The 20,146-nt window shown below is 71.9% G+C and carries 22 protein-coding genes; 11 read left to right on the top strand and 11 right to left on the bottom strand.

The genetic code is table 11. The features are described from left to right. Positions 1-20 precede the first annotated feature (20 nt). Positions 21-227 (top strand): hypothetical protein, encoded by a 207-nt coding sequence (locus L2C96_RS06895; RefSeq protein WP_039791504.1) that lies wholly within the window; start codon positions 21-23, stop codon positions 225-227. 180 nt (positions 228-407) lie between these two features. Here L2C96_RS06895 and L2C96_RS06890 read toward each other — a convergent pair whose 3' ends face one another. From L2C96_RS06890 to crcB (L2C96_RS06860), 7 genes are all read right to left on the bottom strand, one after another. Continuing rightward, positions 408-644 (bottom strand): hypothetical protein, encoded by a 237-nt coding sequence (locus tag L2C96_RS06890; protein ID WP_020418315.1) that lies wholly within the window; start codon positions 642-644, stop codon positions 408-410. A gap of 95 nt (positions 645-739) precedes the next feature. Next, positions 740-2,011, bottom strand: coding sequence for a YeeE/YedE family protein (locus L2C96_RS06885; protein WP_237335587.1), 1,272 nt, complete (start codon positions 2,009-2,011; stop codon positions 740-742). Between the two features lie 71 nt (positions 2,012-2,082). Further along, on the bottom strand, positions 2,083-2,466 hold the full coding sequence (locus L2C96_RS06880) for a GNAT family N-acetyltransferase (protein ID WP_237335586.1): 384 nt from the start codon (positions 2,464-2,466) through the stop codon (positions 2,083-2,085). Beyond that, positions 2,463-2,741, bottom strand: coding sequence for a DUF6295 family protein (locus L2C96_RS06875; protein WP_237335585.1), 279 nt, complete (start codon positions 2,739-2,741; stop codon positions 2,463-2,465). The genes L2C96_RS06880 and L2C96_RS06875 overlap by 4 nt, the downstream gene beginning before the upstream one ends. 11 nt (positions 2,742-2,752) lie before the next feature. Continuing rightward, a complete protein-coding gene (locus L2C96_RS06870) occupies positions 2,753-3,490 on the bottom strand; it encodes a dienelactone hydrolase family protein (protein ID WP_020418318.1) in 738 nt (245 codons plus the stop codon). A 31-nt stretch (positions 3,491-3,521) separates the two neighbouring features. Then, positions 3,522-3,893, bottom strand: a complete 372-nt coding sequence (gene crcB, locus L2C96_RS06865; protein ID WP_237335584.1) for a fluoride efflux transporter CrcB — start codon at positions 3,891-3,893, stop codon at positions 3,522-3,524. Then, on the bottom strand, positions 3,890-4,261 hold the full coding sequence (crcB, locus tag L2C96_RS06860; protein ID WP_020418320.1) for a fluoride efflux transporter CrcB: 372 nt from the start codon (positions 4,259-4,261) through the stop codon (positions 3,890-3,892). Before crcB (L2C96_RS06860) ends, crcB (L2C96_RS06865) begins: the two co-directional genes overlap by 4 nt. A gap of 417 nt (positions 4,262-4,678) precedes the next feature. Between crcB (L2C96_RS06860) and L2C96_RS06855 the strand changes: the two genes are divergently transcribed. After that, positions 4,679-4,963 (top strand): DUF3040 domain-containing protein, encoded by a 285-nt coding sequence (locus tag L2C96_RS06855; RefSeq protein WP_037324126.1) that lies wholly within the window; start codon positions 4,679-4,681, stop codon positions 4,961-4,963. 3 nt (positions 4,964-4,966) lie between these two features. On the opposite strand, the gene L2C96_RS06850 is transcribed toward L2C96_RS06855, so the two are convergent. Beyond that, positions 4,967-5,482: a DUF6328 family protein gene (locus L2C96_RS06850; protein WP_020418322.1), complete on the bottom strand. Its 516-nt coding sequence runs from the start codon at positions 5,480-5,482 to the stop codon at positions 4,967-4,969. Between the two features lie 58 nt (positions 5,483-5,540). Here L2C96_RS06850 and L2C96_RS06845 point away from each other — a divergent pair, with 58 nt between their 5' ends. Both L2C96_RS06845 and L2C96_RS06840 read left to right on the top strand, forming a co-directional pair. Beyond that, a complete protein-coding gene (locus L2C96_RS06845) occupies positions 5,541-6,074 on the top strand; it encodes a superoxide dismutase family protein (protein WP_027935917.1) in 534 nt (177 codons plus the stop codon). 80 nt (positions 6,075-6,154) lie between these two features. Next, on the top strand, positions 6,155-6,406 hold the full coding sequence (locus L2C96_RS06840) for a hypothetical protein (protein WP_020418324.1): 252 nt from the start codon (positions 6,155-6,157) through the stop codon (positions 6,404-6,406). Positions 6,407-6,468: 62 nt separating this feature from the next. Here L2C96_RS06840 and L2C96_RS06835 read toward each other — a convergent pair whose 3' ends face one another. Beyond that, positions 6,469-7,470 (bottom strand): LacI family DNA-binding transcriptional regulator, encoded by a 1,002-nt coding sequence (locus tag L2C96_RS06835; protein ID WP_237335582.1) that lies wholly within the window; start codon positions 7,468-7,470, stop codon positions 6,469-6,471. 153 nt (positions 7,471-7,623) lie between these two features. On the opposite strand from L2C96_RS06835, the gene L2C96_RS06830 reads away from it, so the two are divergent. The 5 genes from L2C96_RS06830 (at position 7,624) to dusB (ending at position 16,799) form a co-directional block, all read left to right on the top strand. Further along, positions 7,624-8,913, top strand: coding sequence for an MFS transporter (locus L2C96_RS06830; protein WP_237335581.1), 1,290 nt, complete (start codon positions 7,624-7,626; stop codon positions 8,911-8,913). Continuing rightward, the gene (locus tag L2C96_RS06825) at positions 8,910-12,461 is read left to right on the top strand and encodes a hypothetical protein (protein ID WP_237335580.1); all 3,552 of its coding nucleotides are present in this window, start codon (positions 8,910-8,912) and stop codon (positions 12,459-12,461) included. The genes L2C96_RS06830 and L2C96_RS06825 overlap by 4 nt, the downstream gene beginning before the upstream one ends. Beyond that, the gene (locus L2C96_RS06820; RefSeq protein ID WP_237335579.1) at positions 12,458-15,163 is read left to right on the top strand and encodes a family 78 glycoside hydrolase catalytic domain; all 2,706 of its coding nucleotides are present in this window, start codon (positions 12,458-12,460) and stop codon (positions 15,161-15,163) included. The genes L2C96_RS06825 and L2C96_RS06820 overlap by 4 nt, the downstream gene beginning before the upstream one ends. A 66-nt stretch (positions 15,164-15,229) precedes the next feature. Further along, positions 15,230-15,625, top strand: coding sequence for a hypothetical protein (locus tag L2C96_RS06815; protein WP_017985613.1), 396 nt, complete (start codon positions 15,230-15,232; stop codon positions 15,623-15,625). Positions 15,626-15,653: 28 nt separating this feature from the next. After that, the gene (gene dusB, locus L2C96_RS06810) at positions 15,654-16,799 is read left to right on the top strand and encodes a tRNA dihydrouridine synthase DusB (RefSeq protein WP_237335578.1); all 1,146 of its coding nucleotides are present in this window, start codon (positions 15,654-15,656) and stop codon (positions 16,797-16,799) included. Positions 16,800-16,925: 126 nt separating this feature from the next. Here dusB and L2C96_RS06805 read toward each other — a convergent pair whose 3' ends face one another. Then, positions 16,926-17,696: a potassium channel family protein gene (locus tag L2C96_RS06805; protein WP_237335577.1), complete on the bottom strand. Its 771-nt coding sequence runs from the start codon at positions 17,694-17,696 to the stop codon at positions 16,926-16,928. A gap of 43 nt (positions 17,697-17,739) precedes the next feature. Here L2C96_RS06805 and L2C96_RS06800 point away from each other — a divergent pair, with 43 nt between their 5' ends. Next, entirely contained in the window at positions 17,740-18,972 is a 1,233-nt protein-coding gene (locus L2C96_RS06800) for an NUDIX hydrolase (protein ID WP_237335576.1), read from the top strand. Further along, positions 18,959-19,681 carry a nucleotidyltransferase domain-containing protein gene (locus L2C96_RS06795; protein WP_237335575.1) on the top strand — a complete coding sequence of 241 codons (723 nt, stop codon included), beginning with the start codon at positions 18,959-18,961 and terminating at the stop codon, positions 19,679-19,681. Before L2C96_RS06800 ends, L2C96_RS06795 begins: the two co-directional genes overlap by 14 nt. Here L2C96_RS06795 and L2C96_RS06790 read toward each other — a convergent pair. Next, positions 19,674-20,090: a hypothetical protein gene (locus L2C96_RS06790; RefSeq protein WP_237335574.1), complete on the bottom strand. Its 417-nt coding sequence runs from the start codon at positions 20,088-20,090 to the stop codon at positions 19,674-19,676. The two genes, L2C96_RS06795 and L2C96_RS06790, sit on opposite strands and share 8 nt — an antisense overlap. Between the last annotated feature and the right edge of the window lie 56 nt (positions 20,091-20,146).

Here is a 20,146-nt window from a genome sequence, read left to right as displayed (position 1 = left end):
GAGCAGAAAGGAGAGTGCAAGTGCGCAGGAGTGTGGCGAGGGTGCTGGCGGGCGGCGTGATCGCGGCCGCGGCGCTGGGGCTCGGCGGCGGCGTCGCGAGCGCCGACGAGGTGCCGATCTGGCTCGTCCCGGGAGCCGACGCGGGCCCCCTGCTCGACCCGACGATCGGGGCGCCGACCACGGTGCTGGCCCCGGTCTACGGCCTGCTGACCGAACTGGCGGGCTGAGCGGGAACAGGAGGAGCCCCGCGCCAGGTGGGTGGCGCGGGGCTCTTTCGTGTGCAGGCCCGGCCCCTCCGCAGCCCGGCGGCAGGCGGCGGTCCATGACCCCGCGCCAGGCAGTGCCAGCGGACCAAACAGAAAAGCCCCGCGCCAGGTGGGTGGCGCGGGGCTCTTCCGTGTTCAACCTCAGCCGAAGCTCGGCAGCAGCTTGCCCGGCGCCGCGTTGATCGACCGGACCAGGCCGATCACCGGCACGCCCAGCGGCGCGAAGGTGTAGGCGTTGTCGAGGTTGGTCGTGTCCGGCTCGTCCACCACGGCCACGTCGCCCGGCGCGGGAGCGGCCAGCGCGGGTGCCGCGGCGCCGAGCACGGCCGCCCCGGCGAGGGCGCTCGCGACGAGGCCCCGGATCACGGTCTTCTTCATGTTCCCACCTTTCTCTGTCGGGGATTTTCCTTCCCCGCAACGAAGAATGGCAGGACAACCCGGCGGTTGTCCTGCCATTCCAGGGCTTGGGAAGGTCAGCAGATCGAGTCGGCCGGCTTCGGGTTGGCGAGCCCGAACAGGGGCCGCAGCTTCAGGCCGATCCACGTGCCGCCCAGCGCGAAGATGCCCCACAGCCAGCCGTGCAGGCTGCCGGTGGAGATGCCAGCCAGGTAGGCGCCGATGTTGCAGCCGCCGGCGAGCCGGGCGCCGATGCCCATCAGGATTCCACCGAGGACGGACGCGATCGCCGTGCGCCACGGGATCTCCGAGTGGATCTTCCAGGTTCCCGCGGCCGCGGCGGCGACGGCGGCGCCCAGGATGATGCCGATGTCGGTGAGGCTGGTCTTGTCCGTCCAGATCGGACTCGCCAGCGACTTGGCGTTGCTGGTGGTCTGCCAGAACTCCCAGGTTTCCGGGTGCAGGCCGATCAGCTGCAGGAACTTCGCGCCCCACAGGGCGAAGGCGAACGTGACGCCCCAGGTGCCACCCGAGACGAGCACGACCGCGGCGGCGAGCACGGCCAGCACGACCGCGCCGACGAGCAGCGGCCACGACCCGCGGAACACGCGGGCGAAGCCCTTCGCGGTGGGCGGCACCCCGACCGGCGGCGGGTTGCGGCGCGCCTGGACCACCCGCGTCGCGACGACGACCAGCCCGAGCACCGCGATGGTGATGGCCCACGAGCCGAACCAGCCGACGTGGTCGGCGAGCAGCACGCCGGACACCTGCGGCCAGCCGTCGAAGAGCGGGAACGCCCAGGTGTAGAGGACCGATCCGGCGATGAACCCGCCCAGCGTGAGCACGATCGACGACTGCCCGGACCCGACCGCGAACAGCGTGCCGGACGCGCACGCGCCGCCGAGCTGCATGCCGACGGCGAACAACGCGGCGCCGACGAACAACGCGAGGCCGATCGGTCCCGCGGTGGCCTTCGGCGTGGTGCCGAACAGGCCGGTGCCGGTGCCGATGAGCAGGGCGATCAGGGTCGCGGCGGTGCCGAGCAGCAGGGCGTGGGCACGCAGGCCTTCACCGTTGCCGACCGCGATGAGCTGCCGCCACGCCGAGGTGAACCCGAAGCGCGAGTGGTACAGCGCGAGGCCGAGGAACAGCCCGATGACCAGCAGCGCGCCGAACTTGCCGCCGTAGGTGGCCCAGACGTACCAGCTCAGCGCGACGGACCCGGCGGCCGAGATCGCGAGCGGCACCCAGCGGATGGGCGCCTCCGGCTCCGGAATCGGCGCGGCGCACGAGGTGGGCGAGCGCAGCAGGAAGTTGCCGGCCGGGGGCCGGTCGGTGACAGCGGACACAGAGCACTCCAAAACGGGCCATGGGGGTCAACCACGGACAACGTTAAGACTCCGTGAACCATTCGCCCAGGTCATCCCAGAGTGCGGTACGCCATCAGGTGGCTGGCCTCACAAGCGAATCCCAGCCGCTCGTAGAACGGCACGACCTCGCCCGCCGCCACGAGTTGCACACGTCGTGTGCCCGCGACCCGCACCAGTCGTTCGACCATCCGCCTGCCCAGCCCGGCGCCCTGGTGATGCGGGTGCACCACCACGTCGACGATCAGCAGGTACATCGCGCCGTCGCCGACCAGCCGCGCCATCCCGGCGAGCCCGGAGCCGTCGCGGGCCAGCACGCCGTGCACCGAGCCGTCCAGCGCGGCCTGGCACACGTCGTCCGCCGGCGACGGCCAGCCCACCGCGGCCCGCAGCGCGCGGTACTCCGCCACGGTGGGCAGCCCGTCCTCGACGGTCACATCGGCTGCTTCGCCGAGGCGAGCCCCTTCGGCGCGGAGGCGATCGCCCGGTGGATCGCGTCCGCCAGTGCCAGCGCGGCCTCCTCGGTCAGCTCCACCGGCACCCGCGCCGACGGCCCTTCCGCCGGGTTGAGGAAGTCGATGTTCACGGTGTGCGTGTACTGCGCGTGTGTCGGGTGGTCGACGTACACCGAGGCGTGCGTCAGCGGGATCCACCCCCGCGCCGATTTGCCGCTGCCGTCGATCTCGATCTGCTCGGTCAGGTAGGTGCACATGTCGTCTCTCCTCAAACCAGGTGCTCGCCGAAGAAGTCGAAGACCCGCCGCCACCCGTCGACCGCGGCCTCCGGGCGGTAGCTGGGCCGGTCGACCGAGAAGAACCCGTGTCCGGCGCCTTCGTAGGTGTGGAACTCGTGTGGTTTGCCCAGCCGGTCGAGCTCGGCGGACAGCGTGGCGACCTCCTCGGGCGAGGGGAACTTGTCCTCGGCCCCGAACAGACCCAGCAGCGGGCACGACAGCTGCGGCGCGAGCCCCAGCAGCGGCTTCATCCCGGCCATCTGCGGCGGCGGGTCGTTGACCACGAACGCGCCGTAGCAGTCGACCGCGGCGTCGATCCGGATGCTGCACGCGGTCAGGAACGTCTGCCGCCCGCCGGAGCAGTAGCCGATCACGCCGATCTTGCCGTTGGCGCCGTCCAGCCCCTTCAGGTGGTTCGCCGCGCCCTCGACGTCCCCGACGAGCCGCTCGTCCGGGACGCCACCCTGGGCGCGGGCGGTCGCGGCGGCGTCGTCGGGGTCCGCGCCCGGCGCCTCGCGCCAGTAGAGGTTGGGGCAGATCGCGTGGTAGCCGTGGACGGCGAAGCGCCGCACGATCTCCTTGGTCGCCTCGTCGTAGCCGGGCATGTGGTGGATCACCACCACCCCGCCGCGTGGCGCCGGGTCCAGTGGCGTGGCCAGGTAGGCCTCGATCTCGTCGCCACCGTGCCCGGTGATCCTGACGGTCTCGGCCCGCATCGCATCGGTCATGGCGTCAGCCTGGCACGGCGCGAGGTCCTCGTCACACCGGCAAAAACGCCTGCACAGCGGCAAATCCGGCATACGCGCCACCGATCCCGGCCGCGACGCTGACCACGATGTTCATCGCCGCGTAGAAGTACGCCTTCTGCTCGACCAGCCGCAACGTCTCGTAGCTGAACGTGCTGTAGGTGGTCAGCGCGCCGCAGAAACCGGTGCCGAGCAGCGCGAGCAGCGGGGCGGGCAACGCGGTGCCGGCGCCGGTGAGGCCGCCGAGCACCAGGCAGCCGGCCAGGTTGACCAGCAGCGTGCCCCACGGGAACGGGCCGTCGTGCCGGGACCGCACGGCGCGGTCGGTGAGGTAGCGCAGGGGCGCGCCGACCAGCGCGCCGGCGACGACGAGGACGGCCGTCATCGGCCTGCCAGCCGGCGCGTGACGGCGACCCCGGTGAGGACCGCGAGCCCAGCCGCGAGGAGCGTGCCACCGAAGTAGGCGAGCGCGACGCCCGCCGAGCCGGGCTTCAGCAGCCCGTGGATCTCCACGGCGTAGGTGGAAAACGTGGTGAACCCGCCGAGGACGCCGACCCCGAGGAAGGGCCGGACCAGGGGATGCGCCACGCGGACCTCGGTGACCAGCACCATCAGGACGCCGATCAGCAGGCAGCCGCTGACGTTGATGGCGAACGTGGTCCAGGGGAAGTGGCCCGGGGCCGTGGGCCAGGTGGTGGCCAGTTCGTATCTGGCCAGCGCACCGATCCCACCGCCGACCGCCACGGCCGCCAAGACGGGGGCCTGCGATCGGCGAGTGGTGGTGGCCGTGCCGGGATCACCGCTCACAGCCACCACCGTAACGTCTCACTCGGCCTGCTTCGGCTCCTCGACCAGGTCCTCGAGCAGGCGGTCGAAGTCGAACTCCTCGCGCAGCGCCTCGAAGATCGGCGTGTCACCGATGACGCGCTCGTCGGTCTTGCTCATCAACAGCACCTTCTCCCTCGCCCGCGCGTGCACTCCCACACGGTTCGTTCTCGCAGGATCGGACGCTCTCCCCTCGCCCTTTGGTTCCCGCGATCGGGTTAACGGGAGGTAATATTACCTACTCACCGTGAGGGCGCACGGAACGACAGCCAAAGCACAGCGCAGATCACATCGTGACAAGGACCCGTCGGCGAGCGATACTGGTCGGTAGAGGCGGTGCAGGCGATGGCACTCCACGGCGAAGAACAGCGACGGCTCTCGGAGATCGAGCGGCAACTGGCCGCCGAAAACCCACGGCTGGCGCAGCGGCTTGCCGAACTACGGCCGATGCGCGTGTCCGGCATCCTGCTGTCCGTGCTCGGGATCCTCTGCTCGCCCGTGCTGGGGCTTTTCCTGCTCGTAGCGGCGGCCCAGTCACAGGCAGTGATCCTGTTCGTGATCGGAACCGTGTTCACTTCCGTGGTGCCGACGGCGCTGATCTGGCGCGCCTGGCTGCACCGGTTGTACTGACGGTCATTCGGCCGTCGCGGAGTCGCTCGGCGGCACCGGGGACGGGCGCGTGTCGTTGCCCGAGTGGTTGGACAGGAAGTTCGGGACCACGAACCACAGCACCGCGAACGTGACGCCGACCAGCCCACCGACCACGGCCATCGCGATCGGGCCGTAGACCACCTTCGCGATCAGCGACACCGTCGCGGTGATCGCGGCCGCCAGGCACACCAGGCCGGCCAGTACGGCGCGATTGCCCGCGCGCAGGATGTCGTCGCGGCGGCCCGCGCGGAACAGGATCCGGTGCCACGCCGCGGGCGAGGACAGCAGCGCCGTGGAGACGACCGCGAGGAGGACCGCGACCAGGTGCACGGCCTTCTCGAACCCGCTGGCCGCGCGGAACTCGCCGGTGAACACCACCGTCAGGAGGAAGCCGAACAGGATCTGCACCCCGGCCTGCGCGACCCGCAGCTCGCCCAGGAGTTCGTTCACGTTGCGCGCGAGGCGCTGGTTCGGGGTCTCTTCGTCACGGCCGTTCACGGAGATCAGCCTATGGGAGGATTTGCGCGGTCACAGAATGACCGATAAATGGAACATCATGCGAATCGTCCCCTTGCTCCTCGCCGCGGCCGCGCTGCCGGCCCTCTGGCCGGCCGAAGCCGCCGCCGCGCCCGCCGCGCAGGTGGGCGTCGGCGCCTCCGTCGTGCGCTACAACACGGCCCTCGTGCCGGAGGGGGCGAGCGCGCGGGCGTTCACGGCGTCGGTGACGGGCACGCTGACCACGCTTTCCGTGCGCGGCCTGCTGCCCGGCCGCGAGTACGGCGCCCACGTCCACACCAAGCCCTGCGGCGCGTCCCCGAACGATTCGGGGCCGCACTACCAGCACGTTCCCGACCCGGTGCAGCCGTCGACCGACCCCGCGTACGCCAACCCGCGCAACGAGATCTGGCTGGACTTCACCACCTCCGCGAACGGCAGCGGGTTCGCCGTGTCGCGGGTGGACTGGACCTACGGCGACCGGCTACCCGGCTCCGTCGTGATCCACGAGACGCACACGCACACGGACCCGGGTCACGCCGGGACGGCGGGCGGGCGGCTGGCCTGCCTGAACCTCGAGTTCGGGCCGAGGTGACCGCCACGGCCAGGTGAATCCGGCATGAGCCGGACGGCCGCGGGTAGGCCCGGACGGAGCAGCGGCGGAGGGGAGAAGCGGTGGAAGCGACCCCGGACGACCACCCGGTCTGGGTGACCAGCGCGGACGGCACGGCCGAGCACGCGGTCCCCGACACGGCCATGGCACCCGGCCTGGAACTGGAAGCGGTGTGCGGCGCGCGGTTCCTCCCCGCCGCCATGACCGCCCCGCCGGGCCGGACCTGCGAGGAGTGCCTGACGCACCTGCTGGTGCCCGCCCCGCGCGAGCCGGAACCGCGCCGGCTCTGGCGCCGCTACGTGGCCAAACACTGAGCGCCCTCGCCCCGGCCTGGGGCATCCCGGCCACCCCAGTCGGCGCCGCGGATGCGAACCGCTCAGCGGCGGTACTGCGTCGAGGCCCGGACGACCAGCTCCGGCTTGAACACCACCGACCGGTGCGGCGGCCGGTTCTCCGGATCGGCCGTCTCCGCGATCAGCAGCTCCGCCGCCGTCTGCCCCAGCCGCCGCGCGGGCTGGCGCACCGACGTCAGCGGGACCGCAGCCGCGCCGGCGAACTCGATGTCGTCGTAGCCCACGATCGCCATCTCGTCCGGCACCCGCACGCCCGCGCCGACCATCGCCTGCAGCACACCCAGCGCCAGCAGGTCGTTGGCGCAGAACACCGCCGTCGGCCGGGGGCTCATCCCGAGCAGCCGCGCGCCGGCGTCCCGCCCGGACACCACGTCCAGCTCGCTCGTCTCGATCACCGACAGCTCCGCCCCGGACCCCTCCAACGCGGTCCGCAGCCCCTGCTCCCGGTCGCGGCACTGCGTGAGTATCCGCGGCCCGTTCACGAACGCGACGTGCCGGTGCCCGGTCTCCAGCAGGTGCCGCCCGGCGAGCTCGCCGCCCGCGAGGTCGTCCACCGACACCGAGCTCGCCTCGTCCGCAGGCACCTTCCGGTCCACGAACACGTACGGGATCCCGCTGCGGCGGAAGGTCTCCAGCGCCGCACCCGACGTGTCGACCGGGCTCAGCAGCAGCCCCCGCACCCGCTGCTCGGCCAGCAGCGACAGGTACGACTCCTCGCGGTCGACGCGCTGCCCGCTGTTGCACGTGATGACGCTCAGGCCCGCGTCGTGCGCGGCCTGCTCGGCGCCGCGGGCGACGTCGACGAAGAACGGGTTCGCGAGGTCGAGGACGAGCAGCGCCATGATGCGGCTGCGGCCGGCCCGGAGCTGCCGGGCGGACTCGTCGCGGACGTACCCCAGCTCCTCGATCACGGACAGCACACGTGACCGGGTGGCCGGGGAAACGATGTGTGGCCGGTTGACCACATTGGACACCGTGCCGATGGAGACCCCGGCGCGCCGGGCCACATCCTTGATGCCAACCATGCGTCCCCTCGATCTCCCAGGGACCACAGCGTAGCACGCATGAAACGTTCAATGGGCCGAACGGAAGCTTGTTATTCCCCCACTCAAACGCTAACCTGCGTCCTTAATACGTTTCAAAATGTGTCCTGCGTCAACGAAGACGAGGAGAACCACATGACCTCACGCGAAACCGTCGGCACGAGCTCGGTCGAGGACGGCGGCACGATCACCCGCCAGCAGTGGCGGTGGTCCGTGCTCGCGGGCATGGCCTCCTACCTGGATGCCGGTTCCATCGTCGCGCTCGGCGCGGGTCTCGCCCTCTTCCAAAGCTACCTCGGCCTCTCCGACGGCGCGGTGGGCGCGCTCGCCGCGATCGGCCCGAACGCCATCGGCTGCGCGATCGGCGCGTTCATCGGCGGCAGGCTGGGCGACAAGCTGGGCCGGAAGCGGATCTACAAGTACGACCTGCTGGTCTACGCGGCAGGCATCCTGTGCATCGCGCTCGCGGTGAACACGCCGATGCTGTTCATCGGCACCTTCGTCGTCGGCGTCGCGGTCGGCGCGGACGTGCCGACGTCGCTGGCGCTGGTCGGCGAGTTCTCCCCGTCGAAGGCGCGCGGGAAGCTGCTCGGGTTCACGCAGGTCGCGTGGAACCTCGGCCCGGTGATCGTGCTGTTGCTGTCGCTCGCGCTCACCCCGCTGGACCTGCTCGGCACGCGGATCGTGTTCCTGCACCTGTTCGTCATCGCGCTGGTGACGTGGGCGATGCGCCGCGGCCTGTCGGAGTCCGCGCGCTGGACGTCGGCGTCGTCCACCAAGGACGTCAAGTACCAGCTGAAAGCGCTTTTCCAGGGCGCGCACCTCAAGGCGCTGCTGTTCACCGGCCTCGTCTACGTGTTCTGGAACATCGCGGCGGGCACCGGCGGCATCTTCACCCCGTACGTCATCAAAACGCTCAACGCGGGCAGCCAGGCGGCCAGTGTCGCGTTGTCCTGCGCCGGGTTCCTGATCGGCATCCTGGTCACCACGCTGGTGTTCATGCGCTTCGCCGACCGCAGCCACCACACGCGCAAGTGGATGTGGGGCATCGGCGCGGTCATGCAGATCGTCGCCTACGGCATCTACGTGGTGCTGCCGTTCAACATCCCGGTGATCATCGCGAACATCGTGTTGTTCGGCGTCGGCTGCTCGCTCGCCGGTGAGGCGTTCTACAAGGTGTGGAGCCAGGAACTGTTCCCGACGATGCTGCGCGGCACCGCGCAGGGCTTCACCTTCGGCGTCGCCCGGACGCTGCTCGGCGTGTGGAGCTTCTTCCTGCCGACGCTGGCCAGCGGCGGGTTCACCGTCGCAGGCGGCCTGCTCACGCTGTTCCTGGTGATCAGCGGCGGCGTCGGGTTCTTCTTCATGCCCAACACGTCCGGCAAGTCGCTGGAGCAGATCGAGGCGGAGCGCGCCACCGCATGAGTTCCGACGAGCTGCTGACCCGGTTCACCGATCCCGGCCCCGAGTTCTCCCCGCTGCCGATCTGGTGGTGGAGCGGCGGCCGGGTCACCGGGGACCGGGTCCGGTGGCAGATGGAACAGCTGGTGTCGCAGGGCGTCCGGCAGGCGGTGGTGATATGCCTGGCGCCCACCGGCCCGATGTTCGGATCGCTGGCGGACGACCCGCCGTTCCTGAGTCCTAAGTGGATCGAGCTGCTGGACGGCGCGTGCGCGGACGCCGCCGAGCTGGGGTTCCAGCTGTGGATGTACGACCAGATCGGGTTCTCCGGTGCGAACTTCCAGGGCCGCCTCACCGCGGCCCGCCCGGAGTTCGCCGGGCTCGCCCTGCACCGGAACCCCGACGGCACGGTCGGCCACCACGTCAGCGGCTTCGACTACTTCAACCCGGACGCCTGCGCGGCCCTGCTCGATCAGGTGCACGGCGAGCTGGAACGGCACGTCGGGCGCTGGTTCGGCACGGTGATCCCCGGGTTCTTCCAGGACGAGCTGCCGCCGCTGCCGACGTGGGGGCACGACTTCGCGGAGACCTTCGCCGCCGAGTACGGCTACGACCTGCTGCCCCGGCTGTCCGCGCTGTACGAGGGCGCGGACGCCGAGTCGGCCCGGGTACGCCGGGACTACCAGGAACACCGTGCCCGCCTGGCGCGCCGGGCGTTCTTCGACCCACTGGCTCAGTGGTTCAGCCACCGCGGGCTGATCTGCGGTTTCGACCAGGCGAGCCCGGCCCGCGAAGGCGACCCGGTCGGCGGCGTGCGGATCTACGGCGACTACCTCGGCACCCACTCCGGGTTCGGCGCGCCGGGCAGCGACCACTGGGGCGACGCGAAGGTGCACAGCTCGCTCGCCCACGCGCACGGGCACCCGCGCACCTGGATCGAGGCGTTCCACTCGTCGGGCTGGGGCGGCACGCTGGAGGAGACCTACGACTGGCTCGCGCCGTTCCTGCGCCGCGGCGCCACGCTCTACGACCCGCACGCGGTGTACTACTCGACCGCGGGCGGCTGGTGGGAGTGGGCGCCGCCGTCGACGTGCTGGCGGCAGCCGTACTGGCCCGCCTACGGCCAGTTCGCCGGCGCGGTGAGCCGGTTGTGCTCGGTGCTGACGGCGGGCACGCACTCCTGCGACGTCGTGCTGCTGTCGCCGACCAGCACCGCCCAGGCCTACCTGACGCTCGACGGACCACTGCCGCCAGCCGAACGGGCCGCGGCCTCGTTCCACGCGCTGAACGGTGTCGGCACGTGGTTCGCCGAGGAACGCGGTGTGCTGGAGCGGGCCGGGATCGACCACGACACGTTCGACGAAGCCACGATCGCCGCCGGGGAGGTGTCGGGCGGCGCGCTCCGGATCGGCGCGGAGACCTACCGGGCGGTGGTCCTGCCCGACGTCGAGCTGCTGCTCCCGGCCGCGGCCGCCCGGCTCGCGGAGTTCGCCGCGGCCGGCGGGACGGTCGTCTGCGTCGGCAGCTGCCCGGTGGAGGGCGCGGTCACGGTCGGCTCGCCGGAGGACGTGCCCGCGGTCCTTCCGAAATCCCGGATCCGGTCCGACGTGCCGTTCCTGCTCCGGCGGCACGGCGACCGGCACGTGCTGCTGCTCACCGCGCACGACGAGCGCAGCGGCACCCGGGCGCCGATCGTCGACCTCGACCGCGAAGGCTGGACGGACCAGGGGTTTCCCTGGGAGGAGTACTGGCGGCAGCTGCGCGAGGACGGGTACGAGTTCGTCTCCCCGTCGGACCGGGTGGCGCACGTGGCCGGAGTGACCGGCCGTGCCCAGCAGTGGCACCCGCGCACCGGGGAGCGCACGGATGTCCCAGTCGTGGACGGCGAGGTCGAGGTCGTCTTCACCGACGGCCCGATCACCTTGCTGGTGTTCGGCGACGACCTGCCGGAGGCGACGCACACCCCGCCCGGTCCCGTGGTCCGGTCGGTGCACCTCGACGGCTGGCGCGCCCGTGCGGAGTCCACTCTGGACAACCGGCACGGCGACCTGGCCGCCCCTGCCCGCACCGGCGTGCTGCCGCTGGAGGTCTGGCGGCTGGGTGACGAGCTGGCCGGGTACGGCGTCTTCGCGCAAGCCCGGGGCGGCGACGGGTGGCGGCCCGCGGTCTGGTCGTTGTCCCGCGGCATCCGGGACGACCCCGGTCACGCGGAAGCGCTGGGGCCCAAGGGTTACGTGCCCGAGGAATTCCTCGACTGGCGTCACGTCGAGGCCGGGGAGACGGTCGGCGTACGAACGTACCTGCCACTGCCCGAGCGCGACGGCCTGTTCCTCGCCGTCGGAGCGAGCGCGGCGCGACGGGTGCTCGTGGACGGCGCGGAGGTTCCGGTCGACGGGCCGGGCTACCAGTCGTTCAGCCCGCTGCCGTCCGGCCGGACGGTGTGCGTGGAGATCGAGTTCACCGCGGACCAGGACGGGCCGCTGCGGGCGTCGTTCGCGGTGGTCACCGATCCGGAGCGCTACCGCAGGCCGGAATGGCTGGCGGGCGGGGAGATCAACCGCACCTTCCACCTCGACGAGGTGCCCACCGACGCGACCGTGCAGGTCGCGAGCGAGGAGGCCTGCCGGGTGCTCGTCAACGGCGCCGAGGTGGGCAGGCAGGGCGACTTCAACCCCTACCCCGGTTTCCGCGAGATCCGCATCCACCCCTACGACCTGCGCGAGCACCTCCGCCGCGGTGAGAACACCCTCACCCTGGTCACGACTGGACCGGTCGCGGTGGATTCGCGTGACCCGCGACTGGTCAGCGGCCCGGACTGGGGCGAGGTGCGCCGCCTGCACCGGCGCGATCCGCGGTTCCTGTGCCTGCACGCGCGGCCGCACCCGCTGCCCGGCGCGCACTGGCTCGAACCCGCCGCCGCGCCCGGCGACGTCGTCGTGCCGGTGGTCCCCGACGTCGCGCCGGCCGGGGAACGCACGGAGACGCTGACCTTCCCGGCCCCGCTCGGGGCGGTGGCGCTGCGGATCCCGACCGACCTCGACGTCGTGGTGCGCGTCGGCGAGGCCGAGTACAAGCCGGTCGACCAGCGCGTGCGCTTCCCCGCGCCACTCGCCGCGGGCAGCACGGTGGAGCTGCGGTTCCGCGCGGTCGACGGCCGCCGGGGCGGGGCGCTGCTCGACTCCGGGATCGAGGTCGAGACCGCCGAGGCGCCGGTCGAACTGCGCAGCTGGGAGGACCTCGGGCTGCGTGCGCTGGGCGGCCTGGTCCGGTACCGGACCACGTTCGAAGCGCTGCCCGGCCGGGTCGTGCTCGACCTCGGCGAGGTGCGCGGCACGGCCGACGTGGTGATCAACGGCCGGCTGGTCGACCGCCTGGTCTGGGGCCCGTGGCGGTCCGAAATCTCGGATGCGGTCCGGGACGGCGTCAACGAACTGGAAATCGTCGTCCGCGGCACGCTCGCCGGCTACCTCGACGACGCGTCACCCACGATGGCCGTGGCCGCCGGGCAGGTCCGCACGGGCCTGTTCGGGCCGGTGCGGCTGGTACAGCACGAGAAGGAGAGCGACCGTTGACCGTCACCGCCGTCCGCTTCGAGCACCACGACGTCGCACTGGGCGTCGGCACCGGCACGCCACGCCTGTCCTGGCAGGTGCGCACCGACGACCCGGGCTGGTCGCAGACCGCGTACGAGGTCGAGCTGAACGGGTCGACGACGGTGCGGGTCGAATCCGCCGAGCAGGTGCTGGTGCCGTGGCCGTTCGAGCCGCTGCCGTCGCGTACCCGGGCGACCGTGCGGGTGCGCGTCGGCGACGAGTGGTCCGAGCCGGCCACCGTGGAAACCGGGCTGCTCCACCCGGAGGACTGGTCGGCGCGGTTCATCAGCCCACGCACGATCGGCGGCATCGGGCAGCGCGCGCCGATCCTCACCCGCAGCGTCGAACTGCGGCCGGGGATCGTGTCCGCGCGGCTGTACGCGACGGCGCACGGCGTCTACACGGCGTCGATCAACGGGTCCCGGGTCGGTGACGAGGTGCTGGCGCCCGGCTGGACCAGCTACGAGCACCGGCTGCGCTACCAGACCCACGACGTCACCTCGCTGCTCCGCGAGGGGACCAACGACCTGGAGTTCCTGCTCGGGAACGGCTGGTTCCGCGGACGGCTCACCTGGTCCGGCCGCCGCGCGCTCTACGGCGATCGCCTCGCGTTGCTCGCCCAGCTGGAGGTGACCTACGCCGACGGCACCACCGAGGTCATCGGCACCGACGAGCGGTGGTCGGCGACGGAGAGCCGGATCACCGCCGACGACCTGTACGACGGGCAGCGCACCGACCTGACGCTGTCCGAGTCCGAAGTGGACGAGGTCGAGGTCGTCGAGGCCGATCTGAGCAGGCTCGTCGCGCCCGAGGGGCCGCCGGTGCGTGTGACGGAGGTGGTGCCCGCGGTGCGGGTGTGGTCGTCGCCGTCCGGGAAGACGCTGGTCGACTTCGGCCAGAACGTGGTCGGCTGGGTGCGGCTGCGCGTGCGGGACGCGCGCGAGGTCACCGTGCGGCACGCCGAGGTGCTGGAGGACGGCGAGCTCGGCGTGCGGCCGCTGCGGTCGGCGAAGGCGACGGACACCTACGTCCTCCCCGGCGGTACCGAAACCGTGCTGGAGCCGAGCCTGACGTTCCACGGGTTCCGGTACGCGGAAGTGTCCGGAGTGGACGATCTGCGGGCCGAGGACCTGGAGGCCGTCGTGGTGCACAGCGACCTGCGGCGCACCGGCTGGTTCAGCTGCTCGGACCCGGACCTGGAGAAGTTCCACGAGAACGTCGTGTGGGGCATGCGCGGCAACTTCCTGGACGTGCCGACCGACTGCCCGCAGCGCGACGAGCGGCTCGGCTGGACCGGCGACATCCAGGTCTTCTCACCCACCGCGTCCTTCCTCTACGACTGCGCCGGGTTCCTCCGCTCGTGGCTCGCCGACCTGGCCGCCGACCAGCACCCGGACGGCGCGGTGCCGTTCGTGATCCCGGACGTGCTGCCCGGCGACAGCCCCACCGCTACGGCCTGGGGCGACGCCGCGGTGATCGTGCCGTGGGTGCTCTACCAGCGGTTCGGCGACGCGGAGGTGCTCGCGCGGCAGTTCGACAGCATGCGCGGGTGGGTCGACAAGATCGCGTCGCTGACCACGGACGGCGTGTGGGCGGGCGGGTTCCAGTTCGGTGACTGGCTGGACCCGGCCGCGCCGCCGGACGACCCGTTCGCCGCGAAGGCCGACTCGGACGTGGTCGCGACGGCGTACCTGGCGCGGTCCGCGGAGATCGTGGCGGCGGCGGCCGAGGTGCTCGGCCGGGACGGTTCGAAGTACCGGACGCTGTCCGACCAGACGCGCGCCGCGTTCGCCCGGGAGTACGTCACCGGATCGGGCCGGGTGCTCTCGGACGCGCCGACCGTGTACGCGCAGGCGATCGAGTGGGCACTGCTGCCGACGGCGGAGCAGCGCACGGTCGCGGGTCGACGACTGGCTGATCTCGTGCGGACCAACGGCTTCCGCATCGCGACCGGATTCGTGGGCACGCCACTCATCACGGACGCGCTCACCACGGCCGGCCATCCGGAGCTGGCCTACCGGCTGCTGCTCGAACGGGGCTGCCCGTCGTGGCTGTACCCGGTGACGATGGGTGCGACGACGATCTGGGAGCGCTGGGACAGCATGCTGCCGGACGGCTCGATCAACCCGGGCGAGATGACCTCGTTCAACCACTACGCGCTGGGCGCGGTGGCCGACTGGATGCACCGCACGGTAGCCGGGCTGGCGCCCGCGGCGCCCGGCTACCGGTCGATCGTCGTGCGCCCGGTGCCGGACGCCGCGCTCACCCACGCCTCGGCCCGGCACGAGACGCCCTACGGTGCGGCTTCGGTGGCCTGGCGCCGGGCGGACGGGAAGCTGACGCTCGACGTCGTGGTGCCGCCTGGCGTGCGGGCCGAGGTGCACGTCCCGGGCGGGCCGGTGGCGGAGGTGCGGCACGGCACGCACAGCTGGACGGTCGACGACCCGTGCCTGTCGCAGCCGCGCGTGCGGACCATTCGTGACCTGATCGGCTCGCCGAAGTGGCCGGACGCGGTGTCGCTGCTGGTCTCGCACGGGCTTGCCGAGGACGCGGTGGACGCCGCGCACCGGGCCGGGCGCTACCTGGACCGCCCGGCGGCCGAGCTGGCCGATTTTCTGGCGATGAAGACGCTGTCCGACGGCTCGGACGCGAAGCGGGCGCTGGAGAAGCTGCTGGCGTGAGCCGGTGTCAACTGGTCCGGTGACGGCTGGGCCGCGGCGCGGCTGATCAGGACCCATACTGGGGCCATGAACCAGCCGGAGCCGTTGTTCAGCTCGTCCCGGGCCTTCCGCGTCTGGCGCTACGGCGTCGAGCACTCGGAGCTGGTCCTGCGCACCGACGACAACCCCGACGAGCCGGTCGAGCTGCTGTTCGAGGGCGTCCTGTCGATGCGCTTCGACCAGCTGTGGTTCACCGGCCTCGTGGTCGGCCGGGCGGAGGACCAGGTGCTGCAGAGCCCCACCGTGGACATCCCGCACCTGAAGATCGAGCTCGGGTCGACCGGTCACGCCGCCCAGGTGGTGTGCCGTCGCCTGACCTGCGTGGGCGGCACCTCGCCGGACGGCAAGATCCTGTGGACGGTCACCGCGCCGCGTCCGAAATCCCGGATCGCCGCCGACATCCCGGCGGTCGAACAGGCCTGACTGCGGGTGGCGCGAGTCACCAGCGACAATGGAGGACGTGACCGCCACCCTGAGCAAGCCCGCACTGAAGATCGGCCCGTACGAGGTCGATCCCCCGGTGGTGCTCGCGCCGATGGCCGGCATCACGAACGTCGCGTTCCGGCGGCTGTGCCGCGAGTACGGCGCCGGGCTGTACGTGTGCGAGATGATCACCGCCCGCGCCGTCGTCGAGCGGCACCCCGGGACCATGCACATGATGGCCTTCGACCAGGGCGAGTACCCGCGGTCGATGCAGCTGTACGGCGTGGACCCGAAGACGATGCGGGAAGCCGTCAAGATCATCGTCGGCGAGGGCCTCGCGGACCACATCGACAGCAACTTCGGCTGCCCGGTCGCCAAGGTCACCCGCAAGGGCGGCGGCGCGGCGCTGCCGTACAAGCGCAAGCTGTTCGCGCAGATCGTGCGCGCGTCGGTGGAGGCGGCCGAGGCCGCGGGCGTGCCGTTCACGGTGAAGTTCCGGATCGGCATCGACGACGACCACCACACCTTCCTCGACGCAGGCCGCATCGCCGAGGCCGAGGGCGCGGCGGCGGTGTCGCTGCACGCGCGCACGGCCGCGCAGCGCTACTCGGGCAAGGCCGACTGGAGCGCGATCGCCCGGCTGAAGGAGGCCGTGCAGACCATCCCGGTGCTGGGCAACGGCGACATCTTCACGGCCGACGACGCGCTGCGGATGGTGGCCGAGACCGGGTGCGACGGCGTGGTGGTCGGCCGCGGGTGCCTCGGCAGGCCGTGGCTGTTCGGCGAGCTGGAGGCCGCGTTCGCCGGCCGCCCGATCCCGGAGGGGCCGCGCCTGGGTGAGGTCGCCCAGGTGCTGCGGCGGCACGCGGAGCTGCTGGTCCAGCACGACGGCCACGACAAGGCGATGCGCGACCTGCGCAAGCACATGGCCTGGTACTTCATGGGCTTCCCGGTCGGCTCCGAGCTGCGCCGGCGGTTCGCGATGGTGTCGTCGATGGACGAGCTGGACGAGCTGATCGGCCAGCTGGACCACGAGGCGCCCTTCCCGGCGGACGCCCTCGGCCCGCGCGGCCGCCAGGGCTCGCCCGGCAAGGTCACGCTGCCGCACGGCTGGCTCGACAACCCGGACGACGACCTGGTGCCCGAAGCGGAGGACATGCACTCGGGCGGCTGATCCGAGCCCCACCAGTTCCCCGGCCCCCGTTTCGGTCCGGCGTCGCACTCAGCGACAAGCTGCGCATCCCGCTCCGCTGGCCTGGAGCAGTGACCGCAACGCGCGCCGAGCCCGGCAGCAGCACCGTCATGTTTCCTTCCGCTCACTCGCGGCGAGGGCGGCGCGCAGTTCGGCGATCTCGCGGCTCAGCTCCGCGATCTCCGCGCGGGTCACGGTCTGCGACGCGGCCTCGACCTCCTCCACCCGGCGCACCAGCCACGACGCGAAGGTCGCCGTCACCACGCCGAGCAGCGCGATGCCCGCGACCATCAGCCCCACCGCGATCAGCCGCCCGGTGCCGGACACCGGGTAGCGGTCGCCGTAGCCGACGGTCGTGATCGTCGTGATCGCCCACCACAACGCGTCCGGGAAGTTCCGGATGCCGGCCTCCTCGATCGGCCGTTCCGCTTCGAGCACGGCGAGCGCCGCGCAGAAGACGATCAGCGCCGTGGCGCCGACGAAGTACACGACGACCCGCCCGCGCAGGGCGAGCGCGGCCGTGCGGTTGAGGACGTTCAGCATCGCGACGAGGCGCAGCAGCCGCAGCGGCCGGAGCAGCGGGAGCACGATGACCAGGAGGTCCAGTACATGACGGCGGAGAAATCGCGGTTTGTCCGGTGACTGGACCAGTCGCACGACGTAGTCCAGCGCGAACAGCCCCCACGCCAGCCATGTGACGACCTCGCACCACACCCGGCCGGTGCTGCCGAGCGACGGCTGGAGGATCGGCCAGGCGTAGGCGCCGAGGAACAACACCGCGACGCCCGTCAGCGGCCACTCCATGCGCTTTTCCCACATCTGCGTCTCCCGTCGGTCCGGCGCGATCGTCGCACGTGCCGGGGCGGTGATCCCGATCATTTCGTCCGGATCGTTACCCGGTTTCTGGTAGACACCAGAACCGATGGGCAAGCTGACCAACCGCGCCAGGGCGAAGGCCGACTACCTCTGGTTCATCGGTTCCCGCGAGTGGCCGGTGTTCGTCTCCGCGCTCGGCGTGCTGCTCGGCCTGGTCACGCTCGTGCCCAGCGCCGTCGGCATCGTGCTGTCGGTGATCGCGCTCGTGCTCGGCGTCCTGACCCTCACCCGCGACGTCCGGATGCTCCGCGGCCGCTGGGCCGCCTGGGAGTTCGCCACGATCGCCGCGCCGTTCCCGCACGCCGACGTGCCACCCCCGGCGAGCTACCCCGAAGCCCGCTACCTCGAGCTGCCCGGACGTGGAACCGCCCTGGTCAGCGACGCCATCGACCGGGCGCTGTGGACACAGCGGTTCCCGGTCGAGGTCGCGCCGGACCCTTACCGCCTGCCCGCCGAGCTGAAGGCCACCGCGCCGTACGTGCTGCCGCTGCGCGCGCACGGCCGGCTGCTGTTCAACGGCAAGGTCGTCGGGATGCGGGGCGAGCCGCTGCCGTCGGTCGGGCACGGCGCGCCGATCCGGCTGCAGCGCACCCGGTTCTTCGACGCCCAGTGCTCGAACGAGCTGGCCACGCTGAGGATCGCCCGCCGGGACACCGACGAGGTCTTCGACCTGCGGCGGCAGATGATGGTCGACACCGCGGGCCGCCTGCACACGCTCGCCGAGAGCAGGCTGGCGGACATCGTCGGCGTGTCGACGGTGGCCGTCACGACCGACGGCTGGGTACTGGTGGTGCTCCAGTCCAACCGGAATTCGGCCAGCCAGTCACTGCTCGCCCCGTCGGGCAGTGGGTCGCTGGAGCCGCGTGACCTCGACGGGGACGACCTGCACGACGTCGTCCGCGCCGGGATGGAGCGCGAGCTGTGCGAGGAGACCGGGCTGCGCCGCGACGAGATCGTGCGCACGACGATCACCGGGTTCGCGCGCTGGATGGACCGCGGCGCGAAGCCGGAGTTCTTCGGGCTGACGGAGTTGTCCGTGACGCGGCAGGACCTGCTGGTCCGCAGGCCGAACCGGTCGGAGCGCGAGTTCACCGCCGCGACGCGGTTCGTGGAGGTCGACCTCGCCGCGTACGGCCGGGAACTGGCCGGCGGCGCGGACCTGCCGTCGCTGCCCGCGTTGCTCACTGACAGCGGTTCGGTGCCGCTGCTGCTGGCGTTGCGGGCGGCCGCACGGTGGACGGTCGGCGCGCCGCGGGAGGAGGACCGTGTTCGCCCCTGACAGCCGGTCGCGGCTGCGCGACTCGCTGATCGCGTCGGCTCGCTCGGACGACCGGATCAGCGGTGCCGCGCTGACCGGGTCCGCTTCGGTTGGACGAGAGGACCAGTGGTCGGACATCGACCTGGCGCTCGCGGTGGCGGCCGACCGCGATCAGGTGCTCGCGGACTGGACCGACCGGATGTACCGCGACCACGGCGCCGTCCACCACCTGGACCTCGGCGTGTTCCGGGTGTTCCTGCTGCCGGACACGCTGCAGGTCGACATCGCGTTCTGGCCGGAGGCCGAGTTCGGGCCAACCGGTCCGACATTTCGGACGCTGTTCGGGAAGCCGAACGACCTGCCGCGGATCTCGCCGCCGTCGGCCGAGCACGTGGTCGGGATGGCGTGGCTGTACGCGTTGCACGCGCGGTCGTCGATCGCGCGGGGCCGGGTGTGGCAGGCGGAGTACATGATCAGCGGCGCGCGGGACGAGGTGCTCGCGCTGGCCTGCCTCCGGCACGGGGTGCGCGCCGTGCAGGGGCGCGGGATGGACGACCTGCCGGCGGAGGTGGTGGCGCCGTTCGCGGACGCCCTGGTCCGGTCCGTGGAGCCCGCCGAGCTGCGGCGCGCGTTCGGGGTCGTCGTGGAGCTGCTGATCGCCGAGGCCGGCCGGGTCGATGCGTCGCTCGCCGCCCGGCTGTCGGGGCCGCTGCGGGGCCTGGTCAGCTGACCTCGACGGTGACAAGCGTGGCGTTGGCGCCGGCGAGGCGGATGGTGAATGTGCCGGTGCGGTTCGGGGTGACGTCGAGGTCCTCCGGTTCGGTGGGGTCGACGTCGGCGTTCGCGTCCGGGTAGCCGTCGACCACGATGTCGTCCGGGCGGTCCGAGGAGACGTTCACCTGGAGCGGCTGGCCGACCTTCCCCGCGATCACGAGGTTCGCCGGCTCGACCTGCCCGTTCCGGTAGGCCACGTCGACGATCGAGGCACCGGCGCTGGTGGGCGCCGCGGACGCAGGCGGCGCGGAAGTGGGCTGCGCTGGGTTGGGCGGCGCCGGGTCGGGCGCCTGGTCGTCGCCACCGGACGAGCAGCCGGCAGCAGCGAGGGCGATCAAGGTCGTGACAAGAACACGGCGCACCATGCGGCCCAAGCTAAGCCGGGGACGGGCGGCGCGCAGGGCAACGCTCACGTCGGGGT

It is taken from the genome of Amycolatopsis tucumanensis (assembly GCF_021654135.1).
Taxonomy (GTDB): Bacteria; Actinomycetota; Actinomycetes; order Mycobacteriales; family Pseudonocardiaceae; genus Amycolatopsis_E; species Amycolatopsis_E tucumanensis.
This window is presented reverse-complemented; position numbering and strand designations above follow the sequence as displayed.